We start from the raw sequence: 25,889 nt of genomic DNA, 5'->3' as shown, positions 1-25,889 counted from the left end.
AAATTGATATAGCTCCCAGCGGTTCAAAGTTAATCTGTAAAAATAGCCACACCACTAACCCTCAACTTGTGGCCGCTTACAACAATGCTAACGCTGACTTTTCCGCTAAACGTATTAAATTCCAAAAATAAAGTTTTAAAACTTAAACTTTAAATAAGAGCTGTGATGTAATTCCGCAGCTATCGTAAAAAAGGGTCTTCTAAATTCTGCCTAGCCGGTGTAGTAAAAGTTAGAACGAGCCGCCGCTTAAGAGGAGGCTGTCGTTTTATGATTTTTATAACTACTTGGCGTGCAGCCATATTCTTTTTTGAAAAGCGTTATAAAGTAGGACGGGCTGCCATAACCCACCCCATCAGCCACATCTGCGACGCTTAAATCATCATCGTGAAGTAAGCGTGCCGCTTCAGCTAAGCGTAACTTATTCAAGTAAACACTAAAGGTAAAGCCATATTCATTCTTAAGAATTTCATTAATTTTGGCTCTATTCGCAGCCGTTGCAGAAGCCACCATTTCTATATTCAGATCTGGGTTGGCATACTCTGTTGCTATATAGCTTAAAACTGCATCTTTGGTCTTGTTGGTGCCAGTCTGGTTCACTCGAGGCAACTGCTGGTAGGGTGCAAAGACTGGTTCCTTTTTCGCATCATCTGTTATTCGCAGAGCAGCACTATTCACCTGTAATGTTTTACGCAACTGCAATCCCCAGCCCAACACTCCAAGCCAAATAATCGCAAACACGCAGCATGCGACAGTGATCATCTGCCAATCACGTCCTTCTAATACAGCCGAATAAACAGCCACGCCTGATAAAGTTTGGCGGGGACTTTGCGGCGAATTGTGAAGAGCAATACCCACAACCTTGTCTAGATGGTATTGCTGATCAGACAAGTGCAAACCATTTTGTATTAACCACCAATCCGGTGTTGTAAGGTTGTCTAGCTCAATCACAACCCGCTGCTTGCCCTCATGGCACTTAAAGAACACACCTGAATTTCTGTGGGTCATAAAGTGCCCTACCTTCGTAAAGCCAGCTTCAAAGGTGTACAGGGTAAAGGACAGTACATTTTTGGGGTCACAGGCCACCATTAGGTTTAAGGTTTTGTATTGCGACCAATCGACATATTCAGACGCGCCATCAAAGCCCGCAAATTCAAGCGTAAAAGCAACCCAAGGGTGAGAATACGCCTGAGGTAGCCTAAAGTTAAAACGCAAGGCCGGAGCCACCTCTATTACATTGAGTTCAGAAGCACCACCGCTTTCCTGATCAGAAACGGATGAAAACGTCCAAGGGTAAATATTTTTATCTGCAGATAACAAAGGGATGTAAACCTTAGAATAATGCACAGCAATATAAAGCCCCGCCGCTGTTACAAAAAAACTGATCAACAACGCTTTGCTTTCTTTTTTAGTAAGTTTGAGCATTTTTATTACTCATATCAAACGACATTTACAATTCAGTATAACCGAGCTTTAAAGCTTTTTTTTTGACCACCTAGACGAAATTTATTACAAGAAATTGTAAAATTTCTATTAAGTGATTAAACGCACAAAGCATTATGATTAGCCACTAAAAGCTATAGAACTTTTCAATACTTGGAAAGTTGAGAGAATTAAAACCAGAAATACAAAAAAATATTTATTATTTTATTATTATGTGTAAACACGAAACATCTAAAAAATAAAAACACCACACACATGTATGTGTGGCGTTTTTATTAAACAATTAATGGCAATATATTCCCCATTAATTACATGTATTATCTCTTCCCCCTGTTACAGTGATGTCCCAACTAGAATTATCGGCACAAGGGGATTCTCTCACATCGGTATTACTCACCCGAACATTGGAAACAGTAATATCGCTGGTGTTCGGAAATTCATTTCGCGCCGCAATGCGGAACTCACCACCGCCATTAATTGTGCCGCCATTAATGGTAAAATTATGGCAGTTCTCTATTAATATTGAATTATTACCATTGTCGGCTAAATCGATTTCGTCAATAACAACGCCGCCTGAGTTAGACACACAGAATATTCCGCGACCGCCACCACGAGAAACCACTTTACCTACGCGAATATTAGTCGGCCAGCCACCATTAATTCGGCCATTCGTATTGGCGAAGCGCATTGTGGCATAGCCAGTACCGTTACCGGTATTTTCGCCATCGACCAAACCAACTTCGGCATTACGGGAATTGTTGAGTAATAATCCTGCATAAGCTGTGTTGCGCGCGATTATGGTGCCAATTTTTAGGCCATCAACATTCCACGTTTCCACTCCATGGTTACCGGTATTTTCAACATGAATATAATCCATTTGCACGTCGTAACTTGGGGCTAGATCGCGCTCAAATCGAATACCCAAAGCGCCTGCTCCGCGATCAAATATAATTTCAATATTGCCCAGATGTAAATTGCGCATTCCGGCGAAGTGAAGCCCAAAGTAAGGACTACCTGTCATTTTCAAATGCGGAATAGAAACATTTTGCTCGCCAATAGCCGTCACAGCACCGCGACCGCGAACATCACCAACATTCATCGTGCCACAGACTTCAAAAATAATATTGCTGGGTAAATCAATCCAGTTATCGCCGATATCGCCATCCGGCATTACCGTAACGCGCTCTTGGGTGCTTCTGTTGTTATTAAGGCTGTCTATAGCGCGGCTTATGGCATCGTAATAATTGCCTCCAACATTACGGCCATTGACGGAATAATTGCCGGGGCCACCGGTAACAATCGCATCGGGTGTACCCGCACCACAGTCGGCAGAATTGGAGGGCTGGCTATTACTGTAGGGGCCTACGTCAATTAGCTCCCACTGCTGAGCCGCATCTGTGGATCTTGCGTATTGAGTAATGCGCGATCCAGCAACCGGCGAGTTAGACTCCGGCGTAAGCGCTTTAGCAGATAACCGGTTAACCAGATGAATATATCCATTTTGAAGATTTAAGGCCTGGAACTCTTGGTTTTGCCTATCGTTAGCTTCCCACTGAACAAGGTCGGCACCATCGTTGGTATTGGCCTCAAACAAATCGAGTGCAAGCCCGGAATGACGAGCAATTAGGCGGTAGTAGTTATCGCCGGTCGATTCAAAACGGAATTGCTGGCTTTGCGCATCGCCCCGTGCGACTTGCACTAAAGCTGCGCCCTCACTCTCGGCGTTATTTTGGATTGCCATCACCAAATTATTAGTGCGATTTTGCAGGGCAAACCAACGGCTTTCGTTAACGGCTATTGGCTCTGGCGCTGGTAATGGGCAACCCGCAGCTGCTACCGCGTTACCAGTTACCGTTATTGCATCAATATTGGCTAAACCTTGGTCCGAGGTACTCACCAGGCGAATAGAATTACTACCATTTCTCAAATTGACATTAACACTCACCGTTTGCCAATTGATCCATGTATCGGCCATAAAATTAACGCTACCAACATTCACGCCGTTAATTTCAATATTCGCCTCGCGACCAGCGCCGCCATTGGCAAAGGTGAATTGCACCTCGGCCTGGCCACCAGACGAGGTGATTTCCCAACTAATATCAGCGCCTGCCATATTCTCGGTATTTACATAACCTGCGCCATTAAACCCAGCATGCGCACTTTCGATCTGGCCATTAAATCGGCAAAAGCCTAAGCCTTGCTCTTCAATGGAAATAGTTGTGTCATTATTAACGCTTGATGAACTTGCAATCATTATCGAAGAGCTTGACGGAATGTTCGCCAAGCTTGAGCTGCTGGTAATAACCGCTACGTTCGAACTAGCAATACTCGACATTGTATTAGATGAAGAATCTGCTACAGAACTCGTCGTGCCCACACTGCTCGTAGTCGTATCGCCAGTACAAGCCGCCAAGCTTGTGGCAATACTGAGTAAAACCATTTTTTTAAACATTTGGACCCCTCCTGTTAATAAAATAAATACAAATACCGATTAAAACGACGCCAAAGTCAGGGGACATCACCAGCCCGCTTAACATATTTAATAAAGCTCACGGTACATATTCCCCATGAGCTTTATGTTTTATTGGAACCTCTAAAGATTTTTTAGGTGATCGGTCAATGCAATATTTTGCTGTCTAATCGCATCTACAATCATTTTGGCAAATAGGTCAGCACCCAACTCATTGGAGTGCGTGCGATCGTTATCGACAAAATAAGTTTGCGCGGTAGATTGACCAACGCTTAACGCCCATTCACTGGATAGCTGCATAAGATCAATAAAGGCAACGTTGTGCTCGTTCGAAATACGCATTAATTCATTGCGCACATTAAGGCCACCGTAAATGTGCTGCGAACCCAACGAGGAACCCGTGTTTCTAACCATAGGGCTGATTAATACCGGCGTGGCTCCCTTGGCTTTAATAGCAGAAACCATACCGTTAATGCGTGAACGGTAAACCGATGCAGACGTTGTTTTGTCGTTATGCCCCAGCTGAATCAGCACCCAGTCGTTCGCTTTAAGGTTGCGATTAATTAAATTCCATAGGCCGCCGCCATCCGTGCGGAATGCTGCGGTACCCTCACCAGAGTCTGCGTAGTTTTCGACAGAGATAGCACTATTAAAATACTGCGGTATAAATTGCCCCCAGCCAGTAAAACGTGAACGAGGATTTTTGTTTAATTGCGGCTCTTGGTCAGCAACAGTAGAATCTCCGGCAATAAACAATACCGTTGGGTTATCAACTTTTTTAACCGATAAGCCATTTAAAATGGCTGCATTTTGATTAAGGCGTAAATTTAAGCCATCAATACCCCGGTCAACATTTTGAATCGGCTGCCCTTCCGGGGAACGAACATTTACTAGAAAATCAACACAGCCACCATTCGATATCGGCGTACTGATCATTTTTCGTCTTGCCTCGGCGTAAACGTCTAAATTACCGCTGAATGACTCATCAATTTCCATAGCCACATGATAATGTCCTTCATCACCACCAAAAATACACTCCGCAGGGTTACCGTTGCACGACATCAATGCAGCTATATCGACATCGGCGGTCCCACTGCAACTAACCACAGGTTCAGGACACTCACCACCCGATATACCATTACCGATAGCGCTTAAATAATTAATATTGGCAAGCCCAGCCGCGCTATTGGCTATTAGCCGTATTTCGTTTTCGCCCTGTGCCAACTGTACGATAGCGGCTTCGCTCTGCCAGGCATCCCAAGCTTGTGTCGGGGCTAGGCTTAATGTTGCTGCGGCTTCACCATTCACACTTAAAGTGGCTGGGCGTTCGGCATCGCTGCCATTGGCAAATTGAATATTAAAAGTATATTCGCCCACAGTGCTCGCATTTACTTGCCATGTTATGGCGGCATTTTGCGCATTGCTGCCATTAAAATAAGCGTTGCCGGTAAAGCCTAAATGCGTTGTCTCTAACACACCGGCGCCGCCACAAAATGCTGCGCTGTCGATATCAAACAATACTGTATCCAACGCAACACTTGAACTTGCCGCTGCGCTACTTGGCACCGATAAACTGCTGCCGGCCGGCACAATACTGCTCGCTACGGAACTGCTGCTAACAGCAACGCTGGAAGATTCTGCATCCACCTGCTCGCCACTAGAGGCTTGCTGATTACCGCCATCACAAGCCGCAAGCCCAAGAACCAGTAAAGGTAAAAATAATAACTCTACACGTCTTATTTTATTATTCATTGCTGTATCCGTTGAGTAATGTTTAGTTTTAATATCGAGCCAAAAGAGCATTCTTTAAACAAATATTGCAGCTAATTACAAATTTCAGGCGCACGAACCCTATATTCAAAATCCCAGAAAGAATTCTAGAACCTTAAAATTGGTTAAAGATTAAAGTGCTGTAAGCCTTAAAAAAACCAAGGGGTTTAATCCCCCTGGCATACCGCTTAAGGGGAGAGCGTAATTGTTACTGCCGCTGCGGGCATTGTGTAAGTGTCTACTGAATTGCGAGATAAACTTTGGCCATTATGGTACCAACCGTTAAAACCACTACCGCGGTAGCGTAATGTCACCCTTGTGCCCTCTGGGTAGGCATAACCTTTTGTAACCAGTGCATTGCCATTGCCAGTTACAGTCAGTGGGTATGTTGGGCGCAATGCTGCGGCAAGCTGTTTAAAATCGTCACGGTTTTTTTGTTGCTCTATTTGTAGCGCCGCTAAACGCGCCATTTCTACCGCACCCATTTCTTGGAAATGCACATTATCTGACTTGTCAGCATTTAATGTTGAATAATCATTTCGGCTTACATTCATGTACATAAAATAGGTGGAATAGTCTTCGCCTACACTTTCTAAGAACTGTGTCGCAGCGCCATCGAGATCAATCAAGCCAATGTTTAAGCTTCGTGCTAATTCACGCGTTACTACCGGGTGCTCATGATATGCCTCATAAATACCTCCGTCCCTCCACGCATTGCGCACTACCGTTGAAACAAAGAAAGGCGTCGCCCCTAAGGCTTGTGTTTCTCTTGCAAAACGGGTCATGTAATCTTGGAATGTACCGTCAGCTGGAGCATAACGATTAGGGTCTGATCTATTGCGATCGTTAATACCGAACTGAATAAATACAAAATCGCCAGCTTTAATATCTCTTTTTACATCGTTCCAGTGGTCGTTATAAAAGCTTTTAGAGCTGCGGCCACCCAATGCACGATTATCAACGGTAATTTTATCTCGATTAAAATAGGGCTGAAATACTTGCCCCCAGCCTGTTTGCGGATAGTAACCTGCGTTGTAGTTCGATACTGTTGAATCGCCGATTAAAAATACGGTGGCTTTAGGGTAGTTATTTTCTGGCTGCGCACTAGTGCTGGCGCAACGGCCAGGCTCTGGATCAACAATGCCATTGGGTACAACACAGCTGGCTTCATTTTCCCAGCCCCAACCATCGCCATCAGGGTCGGTTGCATTATCTTGCTGGCAATAAGGGAATCCGTTTTGCGCAGTACCACAACTGGTATTGTCACCGTCCATTACAGCTGTGTCGTTAAATTGGGCGTCAATACGGGTCGCTTGATTTGGCATAGTCCAATGCATTAAAGCATCAGTACCCAAACGATTTCCGCTTTGGAACCAGGCATTAAAGTAATTATTACCGGAGGGTAGCGCTTTTAAGGTAATCGGTGCGCCCGCAGGGTAAGTAGCATTACGCGATACTAAACCCGCACCGCTTACCGTCGCTGTTACGCTGAATGGCAAAACAGGCTTTAAGTTACCCGCCAACAATTGCATATCGGCACGGCTGCCAATTTCTCGCACACCTTCGGCAATTAGGCCCGCCATTTCAACCGCACCCATTTGTTGAAAATGCGTGCCGTCATTACTGCCATTAGGGTAATTAGAGTATTCGCCTGCAGGCAAAATCATAAACAAATAACGCGATGCGTAATCTGGCCCTACTTGCTGCACTAACTCAAAGGATTTTTGGTTTAGATCAATTAATGCAACATTATTTGTTTGCGCCACCGCTTTCATGGTGCCGGCATAATCATTACCCGACTCGGTAAAAACATTACGCAATACATTATTGCGATAGGCATTCATAACCATCGGCGTCACTAGAACAGGAATAGCACCCTTGGCTTTAGCCTGGTCGATATACATTTGTAAATAATCGCCATAATCATCTGTGGGCGTATAGCGCTCTGCTTTACTAAAGTCGCGATCGTTGTGGCCAAATTGAATAAAAACATAATCACCGTTTTGTAATTCATCAACCACGGCTTGCCAACGGCCTTCTTGATAAAAACTACGCGAGCTTCTGCCGCCAATAGCATGATTAATAATTTGAGTTGCACCATCAAAATAATGCGTGAGTACTTGTCCCCAGCCAGTCATTGGGAAAACATTATCGCGATAAGTAGAAACGGTTGAGTCGCCCACCACATACACTTTAGCCGCCTGGGGCTGACTAGTAATCGGGGGCACAACTACAGGAGGCGCATCCGCGCAGGTGGTTAGCTCTAGGTTGTCAACGGGCATTGTAATACTATCGATATTAGCTAAGCCTGCACCAGTGGTAGCCGTTAATGCTAGGGTATTTTCGCCTTCCACTAGGTTGACATTAAATGTCACACTGTCCCATGTCGCCCAAGCTGCAGTGCTATTAAAGTCTAGCGTTTCGCCGGCAACATTATTTACCGTCATTATTGCCGGGCGAGCATCGGCACCGCCATTGGCAAAGCGAATGGTGACCGCGACAGTCTGCGCGCCTTGGGCGCTTAACTGCCACTGTAATTTAACGCCATTTTGGTTATCAACATTAACGTAGCTTGCACCTTCAAAGCCGGCATGTGTTGACTCGAATATTCCGTTAAATGCACATAAGCTATCGCTGCCTTCTATAACCTCTTGCAGTATGGGCTCTGCCGCCAGGCTGCTAGAGCTTACCGGCACCGAGCTTTCGGCGGCGGCTTCTGAACTGGCGTTACCTGTGTTTGACGAACTACTTACAGGGTTTGATGATTGCGCCGCTTCAGAAGATGCAGGCGTTATGCTTTCGCTACTGGTAGACGACGTTGGGGTATCGTCGGCAACGCAGCCTATCAATAGGCTACTAAGTAAAAGAACTTTTAACCAGTTCACAAAATCTCCGGGGTTAACTTGTTTCAGTTAATTTTTATTTCTTATATTTAGGGCGCCGCTAGTGCGGAAAACTACCTTTTAGAGGCGCCCTTTATTTTTTATTAACACAGCGATCAGGTACATCGATAGTCTGTTCATTATTGGTAAAATCACTATCGTCTTTCACGTACCAAACAGCCACGGAAATATGTTTCATTTGTGTAATTTCAAAATCGCTCTGCCATTTTAATACTGGCGCAGAACGTGTAAATTCTTGTTGTGGATCTATGGCCTTTAATGCTATAGGCTCTTGACGCTCACTCGTCCCGGCATTTTTAATTATAATCTCTACGCCGTTATCTTTTGACCAAGCGTTTTGGTCTAGCGCAATTCCTGTTTTATTAAATAGTTCTAGCTTTAGCTTACAACTTTCTTCATCTATGCTGACATGGTTAATAGCCACATCGGGTGCAAAGTATTCAATAGCCTCGCCAGCTATTTGCCCCTCACCCACCTTGCAATCCATAGCACGGGTTAGGCTGTCGTTACGCTGGTTAAAGTCGCCAAACTCAGTCCCGTAATTAATGCTTACAGTCACTGGCTTTGTGTTGTTAGCAAAAACCGTTTTCGACTTAATAACAAGCAAGTCCTTATCGCTGGACAACAGCTTTTTTTTATCCAGTTTGGTAACCGAGGCCGAGGCCTCTTCCTGCTGCCCTTTAGTAATTTTTAGCGCCGCAGGCTTCCGGGAAAAATAAAAATGATCAGGTAATTCAGCGCCAGTATTTCTAATGGCCACATTTAGATGGCATTTTTTATCGAGCCAAACATCTTCAATGGCGAAATCGACATAGGCATGAGCGTTAGCGTGTGACGCAAAGCCGCCCAATATGAGCAAGCATAAAAAGTGAAGCACTTTAATAGAGACTTGTTTTTTGCGTGATAAAAAAAACATTGTGATGTTCATACAGCAATACCACTCTTTTACAAAGAGCACCCTATAACCCACGGCTATAGAGCGCCCTATCAACATGACCTATTACAAGCTACGGACAATTACCCGCTAAAACACCGGTGTGCCATACACTTAAGCGATCAATATTAGCAAGGCCATCGGCGCTATTAGCCGTAAGGGTTAATAGATTATTGCCCGCCGTTAAACGTACCTTTACGGTTTCGGTTTGCCAGTTAGTCCAAGTAGTTGTCGAACCGAAGGCAAGGCTTGGCCCTGCTGTGCCATTAACGCTTAGGCTTGCAGCGCGATCGGATGCGCCGGCGTAACGAATACTAATTAAGTAGTCATCCGCTTTTGGCACATCTAGTGCCCAAGTCACATTGGCACCTTCGACATTATCTGAGTTTGCATAGCCGGCTGTACCGGTATAACCGCCGTTAGTATTTTCGATAACACCGGCTACAGAACAAAAGCCCGCTGCATTTTCTTGAACTTCTAAAATAGGCTCAGAGGGTGCTTCAATACGTTCACCGGCATAATGCATATTCGGTGTTGGCGCATCAGGCATATCGTGCCCTAAGAAAAAGCCGGTATGGGGAGGCTGGTTATAGGCTACGTTTTGCCATGCAATGGCCACACGGTATTGCGAATCGTGCATTAAGGTATAAATGCGATGATCAGTCGGTACTATTGTTGTGGCAACAATCAGCTGACGGTTATTCTTATTGCGCATAATAATTTCTTCGCGCCAATCGCCGAGAATATCCGCCGATAATGCTGGCGTTGCTTTGGTGCCGTTATTACTGGCCCCGCCAAATACTGCATCAGCATTAAAAATGCGATTATTTCGGCCGGCACGGTGGTCCCATTTATCAATGGTGCTACCGCTCATTAATTCACGCAGTAAATCGCCGTCCCACCAAATAGCAAAGTTAGTACCGGGGCGGCCAGGTAACACTTGACGGTCCGCTGTTAAAGTATTGCCGCGCGAACCAAAAACCTCGACTCCGGGGTGATCTGGGTTTACATCAGCGGCTACACCGCGACCGATATCACCCGAAACATTAGCAGAATATAAAATGCGACCGGTTGCACCATCGTGTACTTCTACGCCGTAGTCGCCGTAGCAGCTTTCACTTTCGTGCACCATAAATACCTCAACCCCAGGGTTGGATAAATCGATATCGGTTACGTGTAACGCATCGCCGTGGCATAAGCGGGTGGAATACAAGCCAGTACCATCGTCATCAATTGTCGCAGCGCCGTACACCACTTCATCACGACCATCGCCATCGACATCGGCAATACTTAAGCTGTGTGCACCTTGGTATACATACTCGGGGTTTGGGCCGCCAGGGGTTTTAGCAAAGAAGTCCCAACGGGTGGTAAATTGACCATCTTTCCAATCTACCGCTGCGATTTTGGTTTGACCTACACCATTGTAATCGTAGTATCCGCGCGCCCAGATCATGCTTGGGGTTTCACCATTAACGTAAGCAACACCCGCCAAATAACGATTCGAGCGATTAAGCTGCCGACCTAAGCTATTACCGCCCCAGTCTGCTAACCGACCGCGCTCGTTCGGGTAGGTTGTGCTTGCCATGGCAACACCGGTTTCACCATTAAACATAGTGAGAAATTCCGGCCCAGTGCCAATATGGCCACTTACATAATGGTCTTGATTGGCTCTACCTATTAAGGTGCCGGCACTATCGCGCGCACCATCAGATGTTCGCACGGCCAATTCGGCCTTGCCGTCACCATCAAAGTCGTACACCAAAAATTGGGTATCGTGCGCACCGGCGCGAATGTTCGGCCCTAAATCAACCCGCCATAAACGCTGGCCGCTCAACTTGTAGGCATCGATAAAAACTTTACCGGTGTAACCAAACTGCGAGCTGTCTTTCTGGTTGGAAGGGTCCCACTTCAAGACAATTTCGTATTCGCCATCACCATCCAAATCGCCCACCGAGGCATCACCGGGCGAATAGCTGTAAGAGTCGCCACTTGGGATTCTATCGGTGGGTGGTGGCGTTAAATCAATAGCGTGGTACTGCTGTGCCCAAACACCCACTTCCTTGCTAGCACTGCCTTCGGTGCCGTTATTCACAGCCCGCACGCTGTATGTGCTGTTTTGTGCGGCGCCGCGGTCTAAATAGTTGGTTGAGGTGGTAATAGGCGTAGCGTTAACTTTCTGACCGTTGCGGTAAAGGTTGTAACCTGTGCTTTTGGGCTCGTTACCCCACATGCGCCAGCTAACATATACGCCGTCGCCCGTTTTAACGGCGACTAAACCACGGTCTAGCTTTTCCATTTGTTTGCCAGACATTGCCTGTACTACAGGCTCAACATGATTACCGCGATCAATATCGGCTACAGAGCTCGAGCTTGCCGCTACAGAGCTGCTCACCACAGGTGCCACGCTAGAGCTCGAAGCAATGACCGGCGCAGATGACTGCTGCGCTTGGCTGCTACTCATAGCCACTTGGCTACTGCTCGTCGTCGGCTCGCCAGTACAGGCTGCCAATGCAGCGGCGGTACCGACTAAAGCGATTTTTCTGAACATGACGTGGATCCTCAATTATGTAGTTATCAGTTTTCTAGATTGATTTACTGAAGCCTGTGATGCGGCCAGCACCCTTAGCTCCTGCTTTTAATCGACCCATAGCGCCCTTGCCCCAAAAAAAAGGGGGAAAGAGCCGCATGCAGCTCTACTCATCAATTACTGCCAGCTAAATACGCTTCAATAACTGATTACCACCCAAAAGCCATAAGGTTTGTACATCGTTGGCTGACCAATTAAGGCCTTACCTACTACCACCGCCAAAATGTAATCGATTACATAGCTGTAATTTACAGCAGCCACCAATCATAAACCGTGCACTTTGCACATTTTAACCAAAAACATACCGAAAAATATCCTAAACCTCTTGAATAGTAGTAATTACATATAAGCCCTCGCTGGCAGTCATCAGCGGTCTTACCGATAAAATGCAAACGGTTACACTCTGACAGGCCAGCGGCAGGCCAACTGGGCGCAAAGAAATATCAAAAGCTAAATGCTGCTTTATTCTAAGAGGTAAGCTAAATGCACCCGCAATGTGCGAGGCTCAAATACATGATAATGGTGGTCGGCCACCGGAGCTGACTCGTGCGCTAACTGCGATTGGTAGAAATACTCAACATCATGGTCATTAGAATCTAGCAGGTTAAGGATATCTGCCGTAATAGTGAAATTCTGCGCCATCTGGTACCCCATGCGCAAATTCAGTAGTGTACTAGCCGGGGCCGTCTCACCATCGTCTAAGGGGTAATCGCCAAAGTAGCGCAAACGAAGGTGGCTATATAAGTCATCGCTCCACTGCGTGTGCAATCCAGCACTGATTACGCTTTCAAGCGCACCGGGAATTTTTTCACCGCGGCCAGGGGTATTTAAACGCGCATGGGTATAGGCGTACTCAAGGTCGAGATTCCAGCGCTCATGCAGCGAATAATAAGCCGTTGCCTCTATACCCTGACGCCGGCTACCCACGCCCGTATCTTCGGTAATACCTTCATCACCTACAAACAGTAGCTCTGAGTCAATATCTAACCGCCAAAGTGCTAGCGATGCATTTAGCTTATCGGCCCTGTAAGCGCGTACCCCCAACTCATAGCCCAAGCTATCAACCAAAGGATCAACAGGCATTAGCGTATCACCGGTAGTGGGGTCAGCTTGAATTGTAGTGCCGCGCGCATCGTTGGAGTGAAACCCCTGCCCAATACTGGCATAGGTTTCGTAATTGTCGTTTAACACATAAATAAGATTAAAAGACGCGCTGACAATATCGTCATTGGCTTTACCTGCATTCTGCGCCAGCGTTGTTTCGTCTTTGGCTGCAATTGGGTCAACCGCAAAATTAAAGCTGTCGTAGCGCACCCCCATAACACTGCGCAGTTGCCGGCTCCATTGCAGAGTATTCTGCCAATAGCCACTGATACTGTATTGATCAACACTATCGGCCCGCACCACCCCCGTGCGCTGCCGTGCCGCCGAAGAGTACAAACCCACTTCACTAATATCGTCAAAGCGGGTTTGCAGCCCCACGGTATTACTTGTGGGCCGCCCTAGAAAATCGCCTTCGCGGGAGTAAGCCACATCCCCGCCGTAGATCATCCTGTCATCAATTTGCTCAAACTGATCGCCCTGCGGCGATGTGTAATAGGTAAAATTGGACCACAGCGACATTGCATAATTGATCGCATACACATTGGCAACCCACCGGTTGTGGTGATCGCCTTTTTGCCAACGAGCCGAAAGGCTGTAGCGGCTGGATTCGCCGCCTAGCGTGGTATCTAGCGAGCCTAGCTCAGAAATAATGCCGTCTTGCACCGCGCGCGCAGGGATTTGATCGGCAGAATTCCATTGGTTATCGTAGGCCATGAACGTCAGGCTTACTTGATGGCTAGCCTGCCCCCAAACCTTCTTTAACCACGCATTGGTTTTATTGACGTCTTCATCCACATCATCCCAAGGGCCCTCGTAAATTTGATGCTCTAAACCATAAATTAGCTGATTAGCGGTTTCACCAATCACTAAACCGCGCCCGTAACCATAGCCGCCCAAGCTAAGCGCCAATTGGTTAGCGTTCAGAGTTGTTGCGCTGTGTATGGTGGACGAACCCGCACCCGAGAAATCGCCCACCTGCGAATAATAAGCGCCTTTTTTGTAATCGATAGAACCGACTAATTCGGGAATAATAAAATTAAGATCGGTATAGCCTTGGCCGTGGCCGTGGCTGCGCATGTTTACTGGCATCGAATCTACGAAAGTCGCAAAATCGGTACCATGATCAAGGTTAAAACCGCGCAAAAAATACTGATTCGCCTTGCCACTACCGCTATGTTGCGTGGCCACCATGCCGGGCACCAGCTCTAGGATTTCGCCCGTGCGCAAAATTGGCCTCATCGCCAATTCCTCCTGCGACACACCGCCTTGCGATGCCGACATCGCCTTATCGATTAAGTTAGCCTTGCGGCCTTTAACAACAACTTCCTCTATGATCGCTACGCCATGCGCAAAAACCAAGTCAGTGCAGCAGGTTAAAACAAGTAGCGAAGCACTCTTAAAAAAACGCATTTATCACCTATCTTCAAATACTTTACGGGCTTCAAGCTTTGCTCTTTGCCACAAAATGACCGCGGCGCATCTTCTAAGGCGAAATGATAACGTTTACACCGCAATTCATTAGCACCCCCAGAAAAAGCCATTACCTGTATTTTTACGTTATAAAACTATAAAACCCTCGGAACATCAGATTTTTTACCTGTTTATTCAATGCTTGCAGCCCAAACAGGCCCGCATAAACGTTAGCTAGCGCAGTATTCTACCTAAATGAAAACGGTTACATTGCGAGAGGAGTAACAACCCCATCACAAATAAGCAGTATTTTAGGTTAAAAAATGATCATTACGAGGAAAATAACCATCTCCCCGTGCACGTGCTAGGCTTATGAGAAGGTTTGAGTTACATTCATTTTTATTTGGACGGTAAACCTTGGCAGACTATGGCCAGTATTAAAGATGTTGCTCGCTTAGCGGGTGTTTCAGTGGCAACCGTATCGCGTGCGATAGCCATTCCAGAGAAGGTCTCTGAGAAAACACTAAAGAAGGTAAATGATGCGGTGGCCTTATCGGGCTACCGTCCAAACCTGCTCGCGCGCAATTTCCGCTCTTCTCGATCATTTTGCATCGTTGTGATGGTGCCAGATATAACCAACCCCTTTTTCTCACAAGTGATTAAAGCCATAGAGGATCGCGCACAGCAACGCGGTTACGCCGTACTACTTGGCGATACCCGCGACCAAAATAGCCGCGAACAAGAATATGTGCACCGAGTGGAAACCCGCCTAGCCGACGGCCTAATACAGCTTCGCCCCAACGAAATTCACGTTGACGGCGACCCACTACCTATTGTGTACGCCTGCGGTTGCGAAAATGTCCCCAACTGCAGCGTAACAATTGATAACACCCTAGCGGCCAAAAAAGTGGTGGACTATTTAGTATCGCTGGGCCATACCCGCATTGGCTGCTTAACAGGGCTACGCGAAAACCCGCACAGCATGGAGCGCCTAGCCGGCTACCGGCAAGCGCTAGAAGCTGCAGGGCTAGAATATTCCGAGCAATACGTGAGCGAAGGCGACTTTACCCTGGGTTCCGGCCAAGACGCTGCCAAAAAAATCATGTGCCAAGCCAAACCGCCCACGGCACTTTTTTGTATGAGTGACCAAATGGCAATGGGCGCCATACAGGCGCTGCAAGCACAGGGCGTTCAAATTCCACAGCAAGTATCCATCGTTGGGTTTGATAACATCGCCTACGCCGAATTTTGGCACCCGACTATCACTACCGTATCGCAACCCGCCGAAGAAATGGGCAAGCGCGCCGTCGACATGCTGGTTTCAATTATTGAAGGTAAAGAGTTCACACACGAGAGCAAAATATTACCTACCCAACTTATTGTGCGCGATAGCAGCGGCGCCGCGCCCAAAGATCCAGCCTAAGTATGACCCAACCTAGCTAAGACCCAACCTAGGCAAGATCCAACCCAAGCAAAGACCCAACCTTAGCAAAGACCCTAGCAATAAAATATCGCCCTTCCCCCGCGAAAAAAACCGCAACAACTTAGTTGCGGGATACACCCGTCTTTAGAGCAAGAAAACATCGCGATTGTGCAACAGCGCACAGTTATTTTTACCTGCGCCTATTTGCAAAGTAGAGGATATTGTATTTGTGACAATCTACTCACTTATTAAGAACACACCGTTTGATATTTTAATTATGGTGCAATCAAGGGTATTTATTACAAATAAAAGGGATAAAAAAGAATAATAAACTGAAGCTATATTCACAAAAGGTGTATTTATATTCGAAAATAAACAAATGGGCGCCTCTAAAAATAGTAATTTTTGTGTGAGAGCAAGGAAGCACCGCCCGGAGAGCCGCAGTTTACGTGATGTAAACGAGGACTCGAGGACGGAGCTGACGCCGCTATCGCGAAAAAAGTGCATTTTTAGAGATGCCCAAATGCTTATGGCAGTAGCTGCCTTAGGCTGTCTCGCTATTGCGGGCTGCTCGGGGAGCCCTGCTGGATCAGCTTCTAGCGAAAATGTCAGCCAAGCGTCCACTTTAAGCTCCGCCTCAAGTTCTGCCTCTGCCGTTAGCTCATCGCAAGCAAGTTCAGAGTCCTCTAGCGAACAAAACACCGCGCCTTCACTGCTAACCAGCGCAAGCATGGAAGACGGCCCGAATTCTGTTGGTAATGTTAACGATGGCGACCTAGGCACCTATTGGGCCGCAAACGGACAAGGCCAATGGTTACAATTCCAAGTAAACCCCGCGAAACCGCTAGGTGGCATCTCTATCGCATGGCATAAAGGTAACGAACGCGAGGCATATTACGAAGTACTTGCCAGTGACAATGGCCAAGATTGGTACACGGTTGTTGCGCGCACCGAAAGCAGCGGCGGGCTGAGCCAGACAGATGTGAAATTCCACACTCAAATCGATATGCCCTTTATTCGCGTTGTCGGCTATGGTAATTCGGGCGGCTCTAGCTGGAACAGCATTACAGAGGCCAGCCTTCTATTTTGCGATGATTACGCTTGCGCCCCAAAGTGCGATGCCTACCCCGCCTGCATTTCAGATAATGCTCCGGCCACATCTTCTATGTCCTCCAGCACAAACGCTAGCACCTCTTCAGTGGCAAGTTCTGCTGCCCCAGTAAACCCAAATGCAGCTTACCCCGTCGAAGTAGTGCCCGATATTGCCCGCTGGAAAATCACCTTGCCGGTAGACTCAAATGGCAATGATAGCTCTGGTGGCAGTAGCAAAGACGACATAAACCACAATGCGGATGAAATTAAAGATGAGCAGCTAGAGATGCTCCTTCGCGAACCTCACTTCTTCGTCGAAAATGGCGAAATAGTTTTTAATGCGCATTGCGCAGGGGCAACCACCAGCGGCTCTAGCTATCCTCGCTCGGAATTGCGGCAACGTGTAGGCGGTGGCGATAACTACTGGTCCGTAGATGATCTTCAATACATTAGCGTTGATTTACGCGTAACCGAAACGCCCGTGCACAAACCAGAAATTAGTGTTGTGCAAATTCACGGCCCGGAAGATGAACCGTTGCGCGTTCAATATAGCGCCAATAGCCCTGGTGGCATTTGGTATATCTGGAACGAAACCAATAAAGTCTACCTAGACCCAAGTAAGGATAACTTTGAATATAAATTGGGCCAGCGCCTGCGCGTGGATGTCACTGTAGAGGGTGGTCGCATTTATCTTTATCTTAAAAACCTAGACAACGGACAAACCTATGCAAACGATTGGGAATCCAGTGATTCGACGGGTTTCTTTAAAGTCGGCGCCTACACACAATCTTCAATTTACCTACAGTCCATTAAAGGCGATGACGCTCAAAACGAGCCTGCAGATGCTGCCGGTGAAGTACGCGTCTCGCGCATACACTTATTTGAAACTTACGAAGGTGAAACAACCGGTGTACGACCAGGCGAAAGCAATAATACCGAAACGCCCGCACAAGAAACCGGAGCAGACATCCCATCTGTTATTACTAATGGCACCCTCTTTGACTTAGAAGGTGGTGCGCAAAACCTGAGCCCTTTAATCAACAATAAAACGCTACAGTTTTTACCGTTGGTTGCGCAGCACACAACATCTGGCGGCAATGGCTTGCGCCATGAATATAAAATTAAGAGCAGCGAGCGCGTTGATTTTTTTGCGACTTACGAAAAATTTAAGGCCACAGTAAAAGTTGAAATGTCCAATGGTGGGAAAACCATTATTAGCCAAATTCACGGTGGCGTTGATGTGACAACGCTGCTTAAAGTGTTCGTAGCCGACACTAACGAATCTGGCTTTGAAGACAGCCAAGCTAGCAATGGCATATTCGACGTTTACGCGCGCATTCAAGTGAGTAGCGATGAAGACAAAATGGCACTGGGCACTATTCGCAGTGGTGAATCATTTGACCTCGAGGTAATTAACAATCACGGGCTAGTAACCATTACTGCCTTTGGCAAAACCTTTGAGCGCAATTCCGTTGACGATGGCCTGGCATACTTTAAATTTGGCAACTACCTTCAGTCGCAAAACCCCAATGGCAGCGTTAAGTGCGGCACGCCAGGCGATACTCAATCGATGCTTGATTGCTATGCACAATTTGGTATTCGCAATGCAATAGTCACCATGACCGATGTAAGCTACGTGCGAATGTAGTTAAGGAATGAAACAGGTATGCAAGGAAGCACAGCATCCTTTTCGTTAAACAAACTTATAGCCTACGCCATATACAGTTTTAATAAAATTTGTCTTACCGGAAACATTGATTTTTTTCCGAAGGTTTTTGATATGGCTATCAATGGTTCTCTGGTAATGCTCCAAGTACTTACCGTGGGCGCTAGTTAATAATTGCTCACGACTGAATACGGTGGTTGGTTGGCTTAACAGCATTTGTAGAATTTGAAATTCGGTCTGTGTTACCGCCACCTCATTGCCAGCCACGACAAGCCTATAGCCGTCCAAAATTAAAGTAATACCCTCGTAGGAAATAGCATTTTCTGTCTTAGGTTTCGAAACACGCTTTAATACAGCCTGAACTCGGTACATTAGCTCTTTGGGGCTAAATGGCTTGCAGACATAGTCGTCGGCGCCTGCTGAAAACCCCGCCAAGCGATCAGACTCCTGAACCCGAGCGGTAAGCATAATAATAGGTACTGTTGAAAATTGGCGTATAGCCTGGCATACCGCAAGCCCCTCCATATCGGGTAGCATCACATCAAGAATAATTAAATCGGGCTGCATAGTTTTAACACTATCAACTGCAGCTGCGCCGAGCGCTTCTTGCCTATAACCATACCCCTCTGACTCGAGATACTTGCAAATAGCATTCGATAACCGCATTTCGTCTTCAACAACTAGAATAATGCTTTTCATAATTCACAACTTATTGAGTTGCCATAGGGCACCTCTAAAAATAGTAATTTTTTTGTGAGAGCAAAGAAGCACCGCCCGGACGACTGAATGGATTCAGGAGGTAGAGCGACGCAAGGAGCCAAAGCCGAGAGCCGCAGTTTACGTGGTGTAAATGAGGACTCGAGGACGGAGCTAATGTGCATGGATGGACCGAATACAGGTTTTGCAGGAGCGAAAACCTGTAAGCCGCTATCGCGGAAAAGTGCATTTTTAGAGATGCCCCATAGTTAATCGCACTAAAAGCCCGCCATACTGACTACGCTCAGCTTTTATTTGCCAGTCGTGAGTAATAACAATTTTTTTACAAATCGCAAGCCCCAACCCCGCACCACTACCGCTACGCGAAGGGCTCTCGCGATACAAACGGTCAAATAGTCGATGTAAAGAGTCATCAGATACACCAGGGCCCGAATCCTCGATTAAAAGCTCACTATATTCTGAGTATTGCACAAAGCTAACCCATACCGTACCACCAACTTCAGTATATTTTGCACAGTTATCAAATAGATTGTGCAGCACTTGCGTAACTCTATCGCTATCACCTATAACAAGTGGGCTAGTCTCTTCGGTAGAAAAATGAACGGTTAGATCTCTGCGCTTAAATTTATGATCAAAATGCATTAGCTGGAGCTTTAACAGCTCAATAAAATCAAAAGGCGCTTTAACGAAACTAAGGCCCTCTTCATCAAGCCTAGATAATTCGTGCAAGTCCTCCACCAAGCGCTGTATTTGCAATACGTCCTGCTTCAAACTTGATACCGACTCAATATCACATTTCGTTAAATTATCGCAAATAGCCGATATTTCAGCAATTAATATAGCTACAGGCGTTCTTAATTCATGAGCAATATCACCGAGCCACTGCTTTTGCCGCTGTTCAAATAAATAGAGTTCATGAGATAGCGCATTAAAACTATTGGCCAGCTCTTTAAGTTCGTCACGGCTATCGACTTCAATCGAATTTAAATAGTTTCTTTTTGCTATTTCTTTTGCACCTACGGTCAACTTCTTTATTGGCGATGTTATTTGATGGGATAAAAAAATGCTGACCAAAGATGCAATAACACCACCAATAATGACCACCCAAAACATAATATGCATTTGCTGCTGATAAAAATAATTAGCCAATGGTAATGCATTAACATTAATTGTACCCACGCCCACCCAGCCAACAACTTGACCTTGCACTTTTATTTTTTGGTAATTGACATCCTGAGTGGCAATCTCCGCCGGTATAACTACATTCTTATCTTTATCCAATAAAGTTGAACGCTGTAAAAAGGTACCAAAAGGAAATTCCCATTTCGGTTGGGGCGCCGTAGACTTTGCTGCCATTTCATCGACATACGTCCTTTCTTCTTCTGTCATTCTTTGTCTAGCTTCTTCTATTCGCGCAAAGAAAACTGCAAAAAACCTTTCATTGATTATTTTCTCCCAAAGCTCTGGAGAAGCCACAAGGACATCCCAATTTCCATGCGAGGTATGGTGTTGACTAAGATCTTCGGCTAAGAATTCTATAACGTCATCATCAATACCATTGAGCGCATCACTAAACATCGAACGGCTACTGAAATAACTAAAGGTGGAAAATAAAATCATCAAAAAAGCAATAATACCCAAATTAAGGCTGATGATCTTATAGGCAATTTTTATTTTCATCGTAAACCTTTACCGTATCGCATTAAAGTTTAAAAACCACCATATCGTTTTTTATATTGGCGCGCTTAGCCTCTAAACCTCAAAATACTTATCAAGCATGTGAAAGAGTTCAATATTTTTAGCTCATCGCCATTTGCATTGCTGGAAAAATCAACCCCAAAACCCAGCGCCAAAAAACACACTTTCTCCACATTATCCATATTTTTTATCGTTATAGTAGATTTTACTTGGCTGAGTATTGCTAGCGCCCGCATTACTGCTTGCCGCCGAGAAAATTCACGACTAACTACAGGGCTTATTATGTCATTCAATTCCACACCATATCGTACACAGCCATTTATCCTTTGGGTGTGCGCTTGCGTAATATTTTTTACTGGCTGTGTCGCATCAGAACCGCCAGTGGAATCTTCGTCAAGTCAAACTGAATCGAGCGCTTCTTCAATAGCACCCAGTATCTCTTCCTCTAGCGAATTTTCGTCAAGCACTAGCCCTTCTGTTGAAAGCTCATCGTCTACAAGCTCTAGTGTAGCTGGCCCAGAATTAATTAGCACACGCCCAAGCGATGGAGCAAAACAAATTAATGTTGGCGGTAAGTCCCGTAGCTACAATATGTATGTGCCTACAAGCTACCCTACCGATAAATTAGTACCGCTGGTTTTACGCTTTCACGGCTTAGGAGGTAATGGCGGCCAAGAGATTTCCACAACAGGCTATCGAGAAATGGCAGATCAAGAAGGTTTTATTCTTGTTGCACCTTCGGGCTCTAACGGTTCATTTGGTGGCGCATGGAATGTTGGAACATGCTGTACCAGCGACCGTAGCGTAGATGACGTTGCTTTTGTGAAAGCAATTATTAACGATGTCAAAAATGTAGCTAATATTGATGACAAGCGTATTTACGCTACTGGTTTTTCCATGGGTGGCGGCATGACTCATTATTTAGCCTGCCATGCATCAGATATTATTGCAGCCTTCGCGCCAGAAGCCTTTGATTTATTAAAAGAAAATGTGGGCCAATGCAGCCCATCACGCGCAGTGCCATTGCTTAGCCAGCGCGCCACTAACGACAATTTGGTTATTTATAACGGCGGCGAAGATTGTCTGACAGGTGTTTGCATCAACTTTTTAGGCGCAACAGCCACGAATGATGTTTGGAAACAAAAAAATCAATGCACCAACCAAAGTCAGAATAATAACGGCTGCCAAATTAATACCCAATGCACCGATGGTGTTGAAGTAGGCTTGTGTACAACGAATAGTGGCCACTCGCCAGAAAGTGCGCAAAGGGGCTGGGATTTTATGAAAAGGTTTACCCTGCCTTAACCTACAACCCAACGACTAGCTGCGCGCATACAGGGCGCGCGGCTGCTTTACCTTTTTTGAAAGTATTGGTTACACCTATTAAGTATGCTTTTACTAGGTATATAGCTCACAGTAACTAAGAGTTCCACCGCTCTCCCCCTGCTGCATATTCCCCCCCCTGCCAACACAGTATTTCCCGCCAAACATACCAACACAAACACTAGCACCCGCTAATGCGCGAGTTCATGAGGTATTCAGCTAACACGATTAGACTATACTCTTTAACCTTTACGTCTACATTGTGAATTAACAACGGAAGCGCCTGAATGAATTCATTAACCCGAGCCGCCCTTATTGTTGTAAGCGCTCTGCTTATTAACGGTTGCGCCAGCATGAATAAAGACCAGTGCCAATTGGCCAACTGGCAAGCGCTAGGTTTTCAACAAGGAAACCAAGGCAAGAGCATGGCGCGCTTTAATACTTACCAACAAGATTGCGCCAAGCATCAAATTAAAGCGGACTTTAATGCTTTCAAAACCGGCCATGAACAAGGCCTACAAACATACTGCAATTTCGATCAAGGCCTAAACACTGGCAAGCAAGGTAAGGATTACAATGCAGTGTGCCCGCGCAGCCAATTCCCTACCTATGCGGAAGGTTATCGCTCTGGCGTTAATCGCTTTTGTAACTACAGCAACGGCGTAAAAACCAGCGCGCAGGGAAACGCAACAAACCCAAACTGCCCGGCAAGTCGGTATCCTGAATTTCATCAGGGTTTTACAGCAGGCCAAGAACAGCAGCAGCTTAAAGGGCATATCCATAGCCTAGAAGATGACCTAGACAATACCCAACAAGCAATGGACGATGCCAGCGAACACATCAGCGCCGCCGAAGCTATCATTATTAGCGATACCAGTACTTCCGATTCTCGCAAGCAAGCTCTAGCAACAATAAAATATTACAAGAAACAATACCAACAACTAGACAGGGATTATCACGAACAACTCGATGCCCTCGAACACGCTAAACAAGAGTATGAAACGTTACTTAAGGTACAGCAAGGCGTTGCCCAATAGATCATGCACAACACTCTTCAAACCCAGCACCGCTTTAACCCCGCAAAATCGATTAACTTAGCACTTTAGTCGTTAAATTTTGACGACATCTAAATTTAACGGTAACTTAATCATATCAATAATGTTGCCACAATTTAGGAGGCTCGTATGGAAGTCATAAAGGGTACCGCGTCTCGCGTTCGACATAGCTCGGAAGTCACGAGAAATTCCAACGACAATTCAACCTCTACAACTTACGTTTCATTATTTTTTTTAGGCCCGCAACAGGTTAAAATTCGCTCTAACGAACCCTCTGCCATTAATGAAAACGATATTATTGCCGTAGCTGGAAAAATTAGGGGCAAGTTCTTTAATGCCTATGCGTACAAGAATATTACTTGCGCAACTGAAGGAAATGAAGGCCTCTGGATGAATATCCTATTTGGCATTATAGCGCCAGTAGTAGGGTTGAGCGGTTATTCCGCATTCTCAGACCCATCACTGGGTGCTGGCCCCAAGCTGATTAGCTTGGCTTTTGTGACTGTTGGGCTGTATATGCTTTTCAAGGCAACTCGGGTGCTAAAGGCTATAAAATTATTAAAGCCCTACAACTGAAAAAATTTAAAAAACCTATAGGGCATCTCTAAAAATAGTGATTTTTTGTGACAGCAAGGACAGAAGTTGCTCCTAGCAACTTTCTGCATTTCCTCCATCCGTGGCAATATCATTAACTTAGCGGCAGCCGACAATTTTTCTGGACTCGCTCAAGCCAATCCATGGGCGCTCCGCACAGCCCCCCCAATAAACTCGTATCACTTCCCCGCCTTTCGTAATGAATAATATTCTCTTATTCCATTTCGTCACTTTTGACTACTCCACCGTGATTGGACGAATATCATAAGCTAGCTAAACTTATTACATACCGATTAACAGGGTTCCGTATTGATGCCTTGTATGACCAGCATGCTTTATGGGGCAGTTTTATGCAGGTTCCAGTAACCTTTAAAGCCGTTTTTCTGGGCGCATTAGCGTCTTTAACGTGCATTCTTGCGGTGGACCACTTACCAGAACGACGTACAGCCATTTATCCCGCCCCTAACCTGTCTGCGCACAATTTTGTAGAGCCTACCGCGTCCGGCCAAGTCAGCTGGACAAACGAAGAAAAGCTCCACTTTCAATGTAATATGATTAGCCAAGAGGGCTATAGTAACTGTGGCATTAATATCAGCCTAAAAAACGACGATAAGAACTTCGATTTATCGGAGTATGATGCCATTTATCTAAAAGCCAAGCTCGATAGCCCCGAAAAGTGGTTAAGGCTTTTTACGGATAGTTGGCTAAACGAATATTCAACAACCAATGCAAATGCCATTCAAATAGCCCAAGCTCTAATTCGCGCCACCGACCTAACGCAAGGCGTTACGATCGATTTACGCCGGATCAGCATACCCGATTGGTGGATTCAGCGTTTTACTGATGCCCCCATCAAATATACCTACCCACACTTTAGCGAGACCACAGCTATTGGGCTAGTATTAGGCGCGCCAATGGAATTGGGTGCGCATGATATTAAGTTAGAAGAAATTGCTTTTGTAGGCAGGTTAATAACAGTAGAAGAACTTTACCCGATTTTATTGGCAGCGTGGTTAGCTGCATTTTTGCTATCTGTTTTGCTGCGTTTTATTACTATCCAAAAGCGCCTTGCGCAAGAACGGCTCGCTACCCAAACACTATCGCAAGAATCAGAAAAATATAAAAAATTATCGATGACAGACCCGCTAACCGGCGTATTAAACCGCAATGGTCTGGAAGCCGCGCTCAGTGATTTTTATAAGGACTTACAAGAAAACGAGCAAGTCACTTTACTTGTTTTGGACCTAGACCATTTTAAAAACATTAACGACAAGTGCGGCCACGATATTGGTGATTTAGTGTTAAAACGCACAGCAAAAACACTGCAAAACAATATTCGCCAAAGCGACTACTTAGCACGCTGGGGCGGCGAAGAATTTATTATCGCTGTACGCAATACTGAGGCCACTGGTGCTTTGATCTTAGCCGAAACATTACGCCAAAGAATAGCCGCCCTAGACTTTGCCATAGACCCATCACTTAAAGTAACAATTAGTATTGGCATAACAACTTTTAGCGCAAATGATGAATTTGAACAAGCCTTTAAATGTGCCGACGATGCCTTGTATCAAGCGAAACATAAGGGCCGCAATTGTGCTGTGTTAGGGCAAGAGATAACCGCAAAGAAAAAAAAGCTCGCTTAATTCACAAAACAGTCGTGAAGTAAGCAAGCTTTTGTCGTAGAAGTAATTCGTAAACATTCG

Annotated in this window: 15 protein-coding genes; 6 read left to right on the top strand and 9 right to left on the bottom strand. The window is 45.7% G+C overall.

All coding sequences use genetic code 11. The features are described from left to right. Nucleotides 1-246: 246 nt before the first annotated feature. From MARGE09_RS00805 to MARGE09_RS00775, 7 genes are all read right to left on the bottom strand, one after another. Nucleotides 247-1,422, bottom strand: coding sequence for a helix-turn-helix domain-containing protein (locus MARGE09_RS00805; RefSeq protein ID WP_236985472.1), 1,176 nt, complete (start codon nucleotides 1,420-1,422; stop codon nucleotides 247-249). Between the two features lie 322 nt (nucleotides 1,423-1,744). Beyond that, on the bottom strand, nucleotides 1,745-3,892 hold the full coding sequence (locus MARGE09_RS00800) for an RICIN domain-containing protein (RefSeq protein ID WP_236985471.1): 2,148 nt from the start codon (nucleotides 3,890-3,892) through the stop codon (nucleotides 1,745-1,747). A gap of 141 nt (nucleotides 3,893-4,033) precedes the next feature. Beyond that, nucleotides 4,034-5,662, bottom strand: a complete 1,629-nt coding sequence (locus MARGE09_RS00795) for a GDSL-type esterase/lipase family protein (RefSeq protein WP_236985470.1) — start codon at nucleotides 5,660-5,662, stop codon at nucleotides 4,034-4,036. A 206-nt stretch (nucleotides 5,663-5,868) separates the two neighbouring features. Next, complete coding sequence (locus MARGE09_RS00790; protein WP_236985469.1) at nucleotides 5,869-8,565, bottom strand: GDSL-type esterase/lipase family protein; 2,697 nt, start codon at nucleotides 8,563-8,565, stop codon at nucleotides 5,869-5,871. A 91-nt stretch (nucleotides 8,566-8,656) separates the two neighbouring features. Then, on the bottom strand, nucleotides 8,657-9,511 hold the full coding sequence (locus MARGE09_RS00785; protein ID WP_236985468.1) for a hypothetical protein: 855 nt from the start codon (nucleotides 9,509-9,511) through the stop codon (nucleotides 8,657-8,659). A 79-nt stretch (nucleotides 9,512-9,590) separates the two neighbouring features. Beyond that, nucleotides 9,591-12,065, bottom strand: coding sequence for a rhamnogalacturonan lyase family protein (locus tag MARGE09_RS00780; protein ID WP_236985467.1), 2,475 nt, complete (start codon nucleotides 12,063-12,065; stop codon nucleotides 9,591-9,593). 501 nt (nucleotides 12,066-12,566) lie between these two features. After that, nucleotides 12,567-14,618 carry a TonB-dependent receptor gene (locus tag MARGE09_RS00775; protein ID WP_236985466.1) on the bottom strand — a complete coding sequence of 684 codons (2,052 nt, stop codon included), beginning with the start codon at nucleotides 14,616-14,618 and terminating at the stop codon, nucleotides 12,567-12,569. 382 nt (nucleotides 14,619-15,000) lie between these two features. On the opposite strand from MARGE09_RS00775, the gene MARGE09_RS00770 reads away from it, so the two are divergent. Beyond that, nucleotides 15,001-16,041, top strand: coding sequence for a LacI family DNA-binding transcriptional regulator (locus MARGE09_RS00770; RefSeq protein ID WP_236985465.1), 1,041 nt, complete (start codon nucleotides 15,001-15,003; stop codon nucleotides 16,039-16,041). 523 nt (nucleotides 16,042-16,564) lie between these two features. Then, a complete protein-coding gene (locus MARGE09_RS00765) occupies nucleotides 16,565-18,781 on the top strand; it encodes a polysaccharide lyase family 7 protein (RefSeq protein ID WP_236985464.1) in 2,217 nt (738 codons plus the stop codon). 45 nt (nucleotides 18,782-18,826) lie between these two features. Here the strand turns inward: MARGE09_RS00765 and MARGE09_RS00760 are convergent, their stop codons facing one another. Beyond that, nucleotides 18,827-19,498: a response regulator transcription factor gene (locus MARGE09_RS00760; RefSeq protein ID WP_236985463.1), complete on the bottom strand. Its 672-nt coding sequence runs from the start codon at nucleotides 19,496-19,498 to the stop codon at nucleotides 18,827-18,829. 249 nt (nucleotides 19,499-19,747) lie between these two features. Continuing rightward, entirely contained in the window at nucleotides 19,748-21,196 is a 1,449-nt protein-coding gene (locus MARGE09_RS00755; RefSeq protein WP_236985462.1) for an ATP-binding protein, read from the bottom strand. 300 nt (nucleotides 21,197-21,496) lie between these two features. On the opposite strand from MARGE09_RS00755, the gene MARGE09_RS00750 reads away from it, so the two are divergent. The 4 genes from MARGE09_RS00750 (at nucleotide 21,497) to MARGE09_RS00735 (ending at nucleotide 25,829) form a co-directional block, all read left to right on the top strand. Next, nucleotides 21,497-22,519, top strand: coding sequence for a CE1 family esterase (locus tag MARGE09_RS00750; protein WP_236985461.1), 1,023 nt, complete (start codon nucleotides 21,497-21,499; stop codon nucleotides 22,517-22,519). Between the two features lie 305 nt (nucleotides 22,520-22,824). Further along, complete coding sequence (locus MARGE09_RS00745) at nucleotides 22,825-23,574, top strand: DUF2799 domain-containing protein (RefSeq protein WP_236985460.1); 750 nt, start codon at nucleotides 22,825-22,827, stop codon at nucleotides 23,572-23,574. Nucleotides 23,575-23,721: 147 nt separating this feature from the next. Then, nucleotides 23,722-24,168, top strand: a complete 447-nt coding sequence (locus tag MARGE09_RS00740; protein ID WP_236985459.1) for a hypothetical protein — start codon at nucleotides 23,722-23,724, stop codon at nucleotides 24,166-24,168. A gap of 368 nt (nucleotides 24,169-24,536) precedes the next feature. Continuing rightward, nucleotides 24,537-25,829: a GGDEF domain-containing protein gene (locus MARGE09_RS00735; protein WP_236985458.1), complete on the top strand. Its 1,293-nt coding sequence runs from the start codon at nucleotides 24,537-24,539 to the stop codon at nucleotides 25,827-25,829. The last annotated feature ends 60 nt before the right edge of the window (nucleotides 25,830-25,889 follow it).

This window comes from Marinagarivorans cellulosilyticus (assembly GCF_021655555.1).
Classification (GTDB): domain Bacteria; phylum Pseudomonadota; class Gammaproteobacteria; order Pseudomonadales; family Cellvibrionaceae; genus Marinagarivorans; species Marinagarivorans cellulosilyticus.
Note: the sequence above shows the minus strand (reverse complement) of the source record. Positions and strands in the feature narration are given on the sequence as shown.

Bases quoted from the DNA above. Each gene is read 5' to 3' on its own strand.
- MARGE09_RS00805 (WP_236985472.1), bottom strand. From the start codon at position 1,422: ATGCTCAAACTTACTAAAAAAGAAAGCAAAGCGTTGTTGATCAGTTTT.
- MARGE09_RS00800 (WP_236985471.1), bottom strand. From the start codon at position 3,892: ATGTTTAAAAAAATGGTTTTACTCAGTATTGCCACAAGCTTGGCGGCT.
- MARGE09_RS00795 (WP_236985470.1), bottom strand. From the start codon at position 5,662: ATGAATAATAAAATAAGACGTGTAGAGTTATTATTTTTACCTTTACTG.
- MARGE09_RS00785 (WP_236985468.1), bottom strand. From the start codon at position 9,511: ATGAACATCACAATGTTTTTTTTATCACGCAAAAAACAAGTCTCTATT.
- MARGE09_RS00780 (WP_236985467.1), bottom strand. From the start codon at position 12,065: ATGTTCAGAAAAATCGCTTTAGTCGGTACCGCCGCTGCATTGGCAGCC.
- MARGE09_RS00775 (WP_236985466.1), bottom strand. From the start codon at position 14,618: ATGCGTTTTTTTAAGAGTGCTTCGCTACTTGTTTTAACCTGCTGCACT.
- MARGE09_RS00765 (WP_236985464.1), top strand. From the start codon at position 16,565: ATGCTTATGGCAGTAGCTGCCTTAGGCTGTCTCGCTATTGCGGGCTGC.
- MARGE09_RS00760 (WP_236985463.1), bottom strand. From the start codon at position 19,498: ATGAAAAGCATTATTCTAGTTGTTGAAGACGAAATGCGGTTATCGAAT.
- MARGE09_RS00755 (WP_236985462.1), bottom strand. From the start codon at position 21,196: ATGAAAATAAAAATTGCCTATAAGATCATCAGCCTTAATTTGGGTATT.
- MARGE09_RS00750 (WP_236985461.1), top strand. From the start codon at position 21,497: ATGTCATTCAATTCCACACCATATCGTACACAGCCATTTATCCTTTGG.
- MARGE09_RS00745 (WP_236985460.1), top strand. From the start codon at position 22,825: ATGAATTCATTAACCCGAGCCGCCCTTATTGTTGTAAGCGCTCTGCTT.
- MARGE09_RS00740 (WP_236985459.1), top strand. From the start codon at position 23,722: ATGGAAGTCATAAAGGGTACCGCGTCTCGCGTTCGACATAGCTCGGAA.
- MARGE09_RS00735 (WP_236985458.1), top strand. From the start codon at position 24,537: ATGCAGGTTCCAGTAACCTTTAAAGCCGTTTTTCTGGGCGCATTAGCG.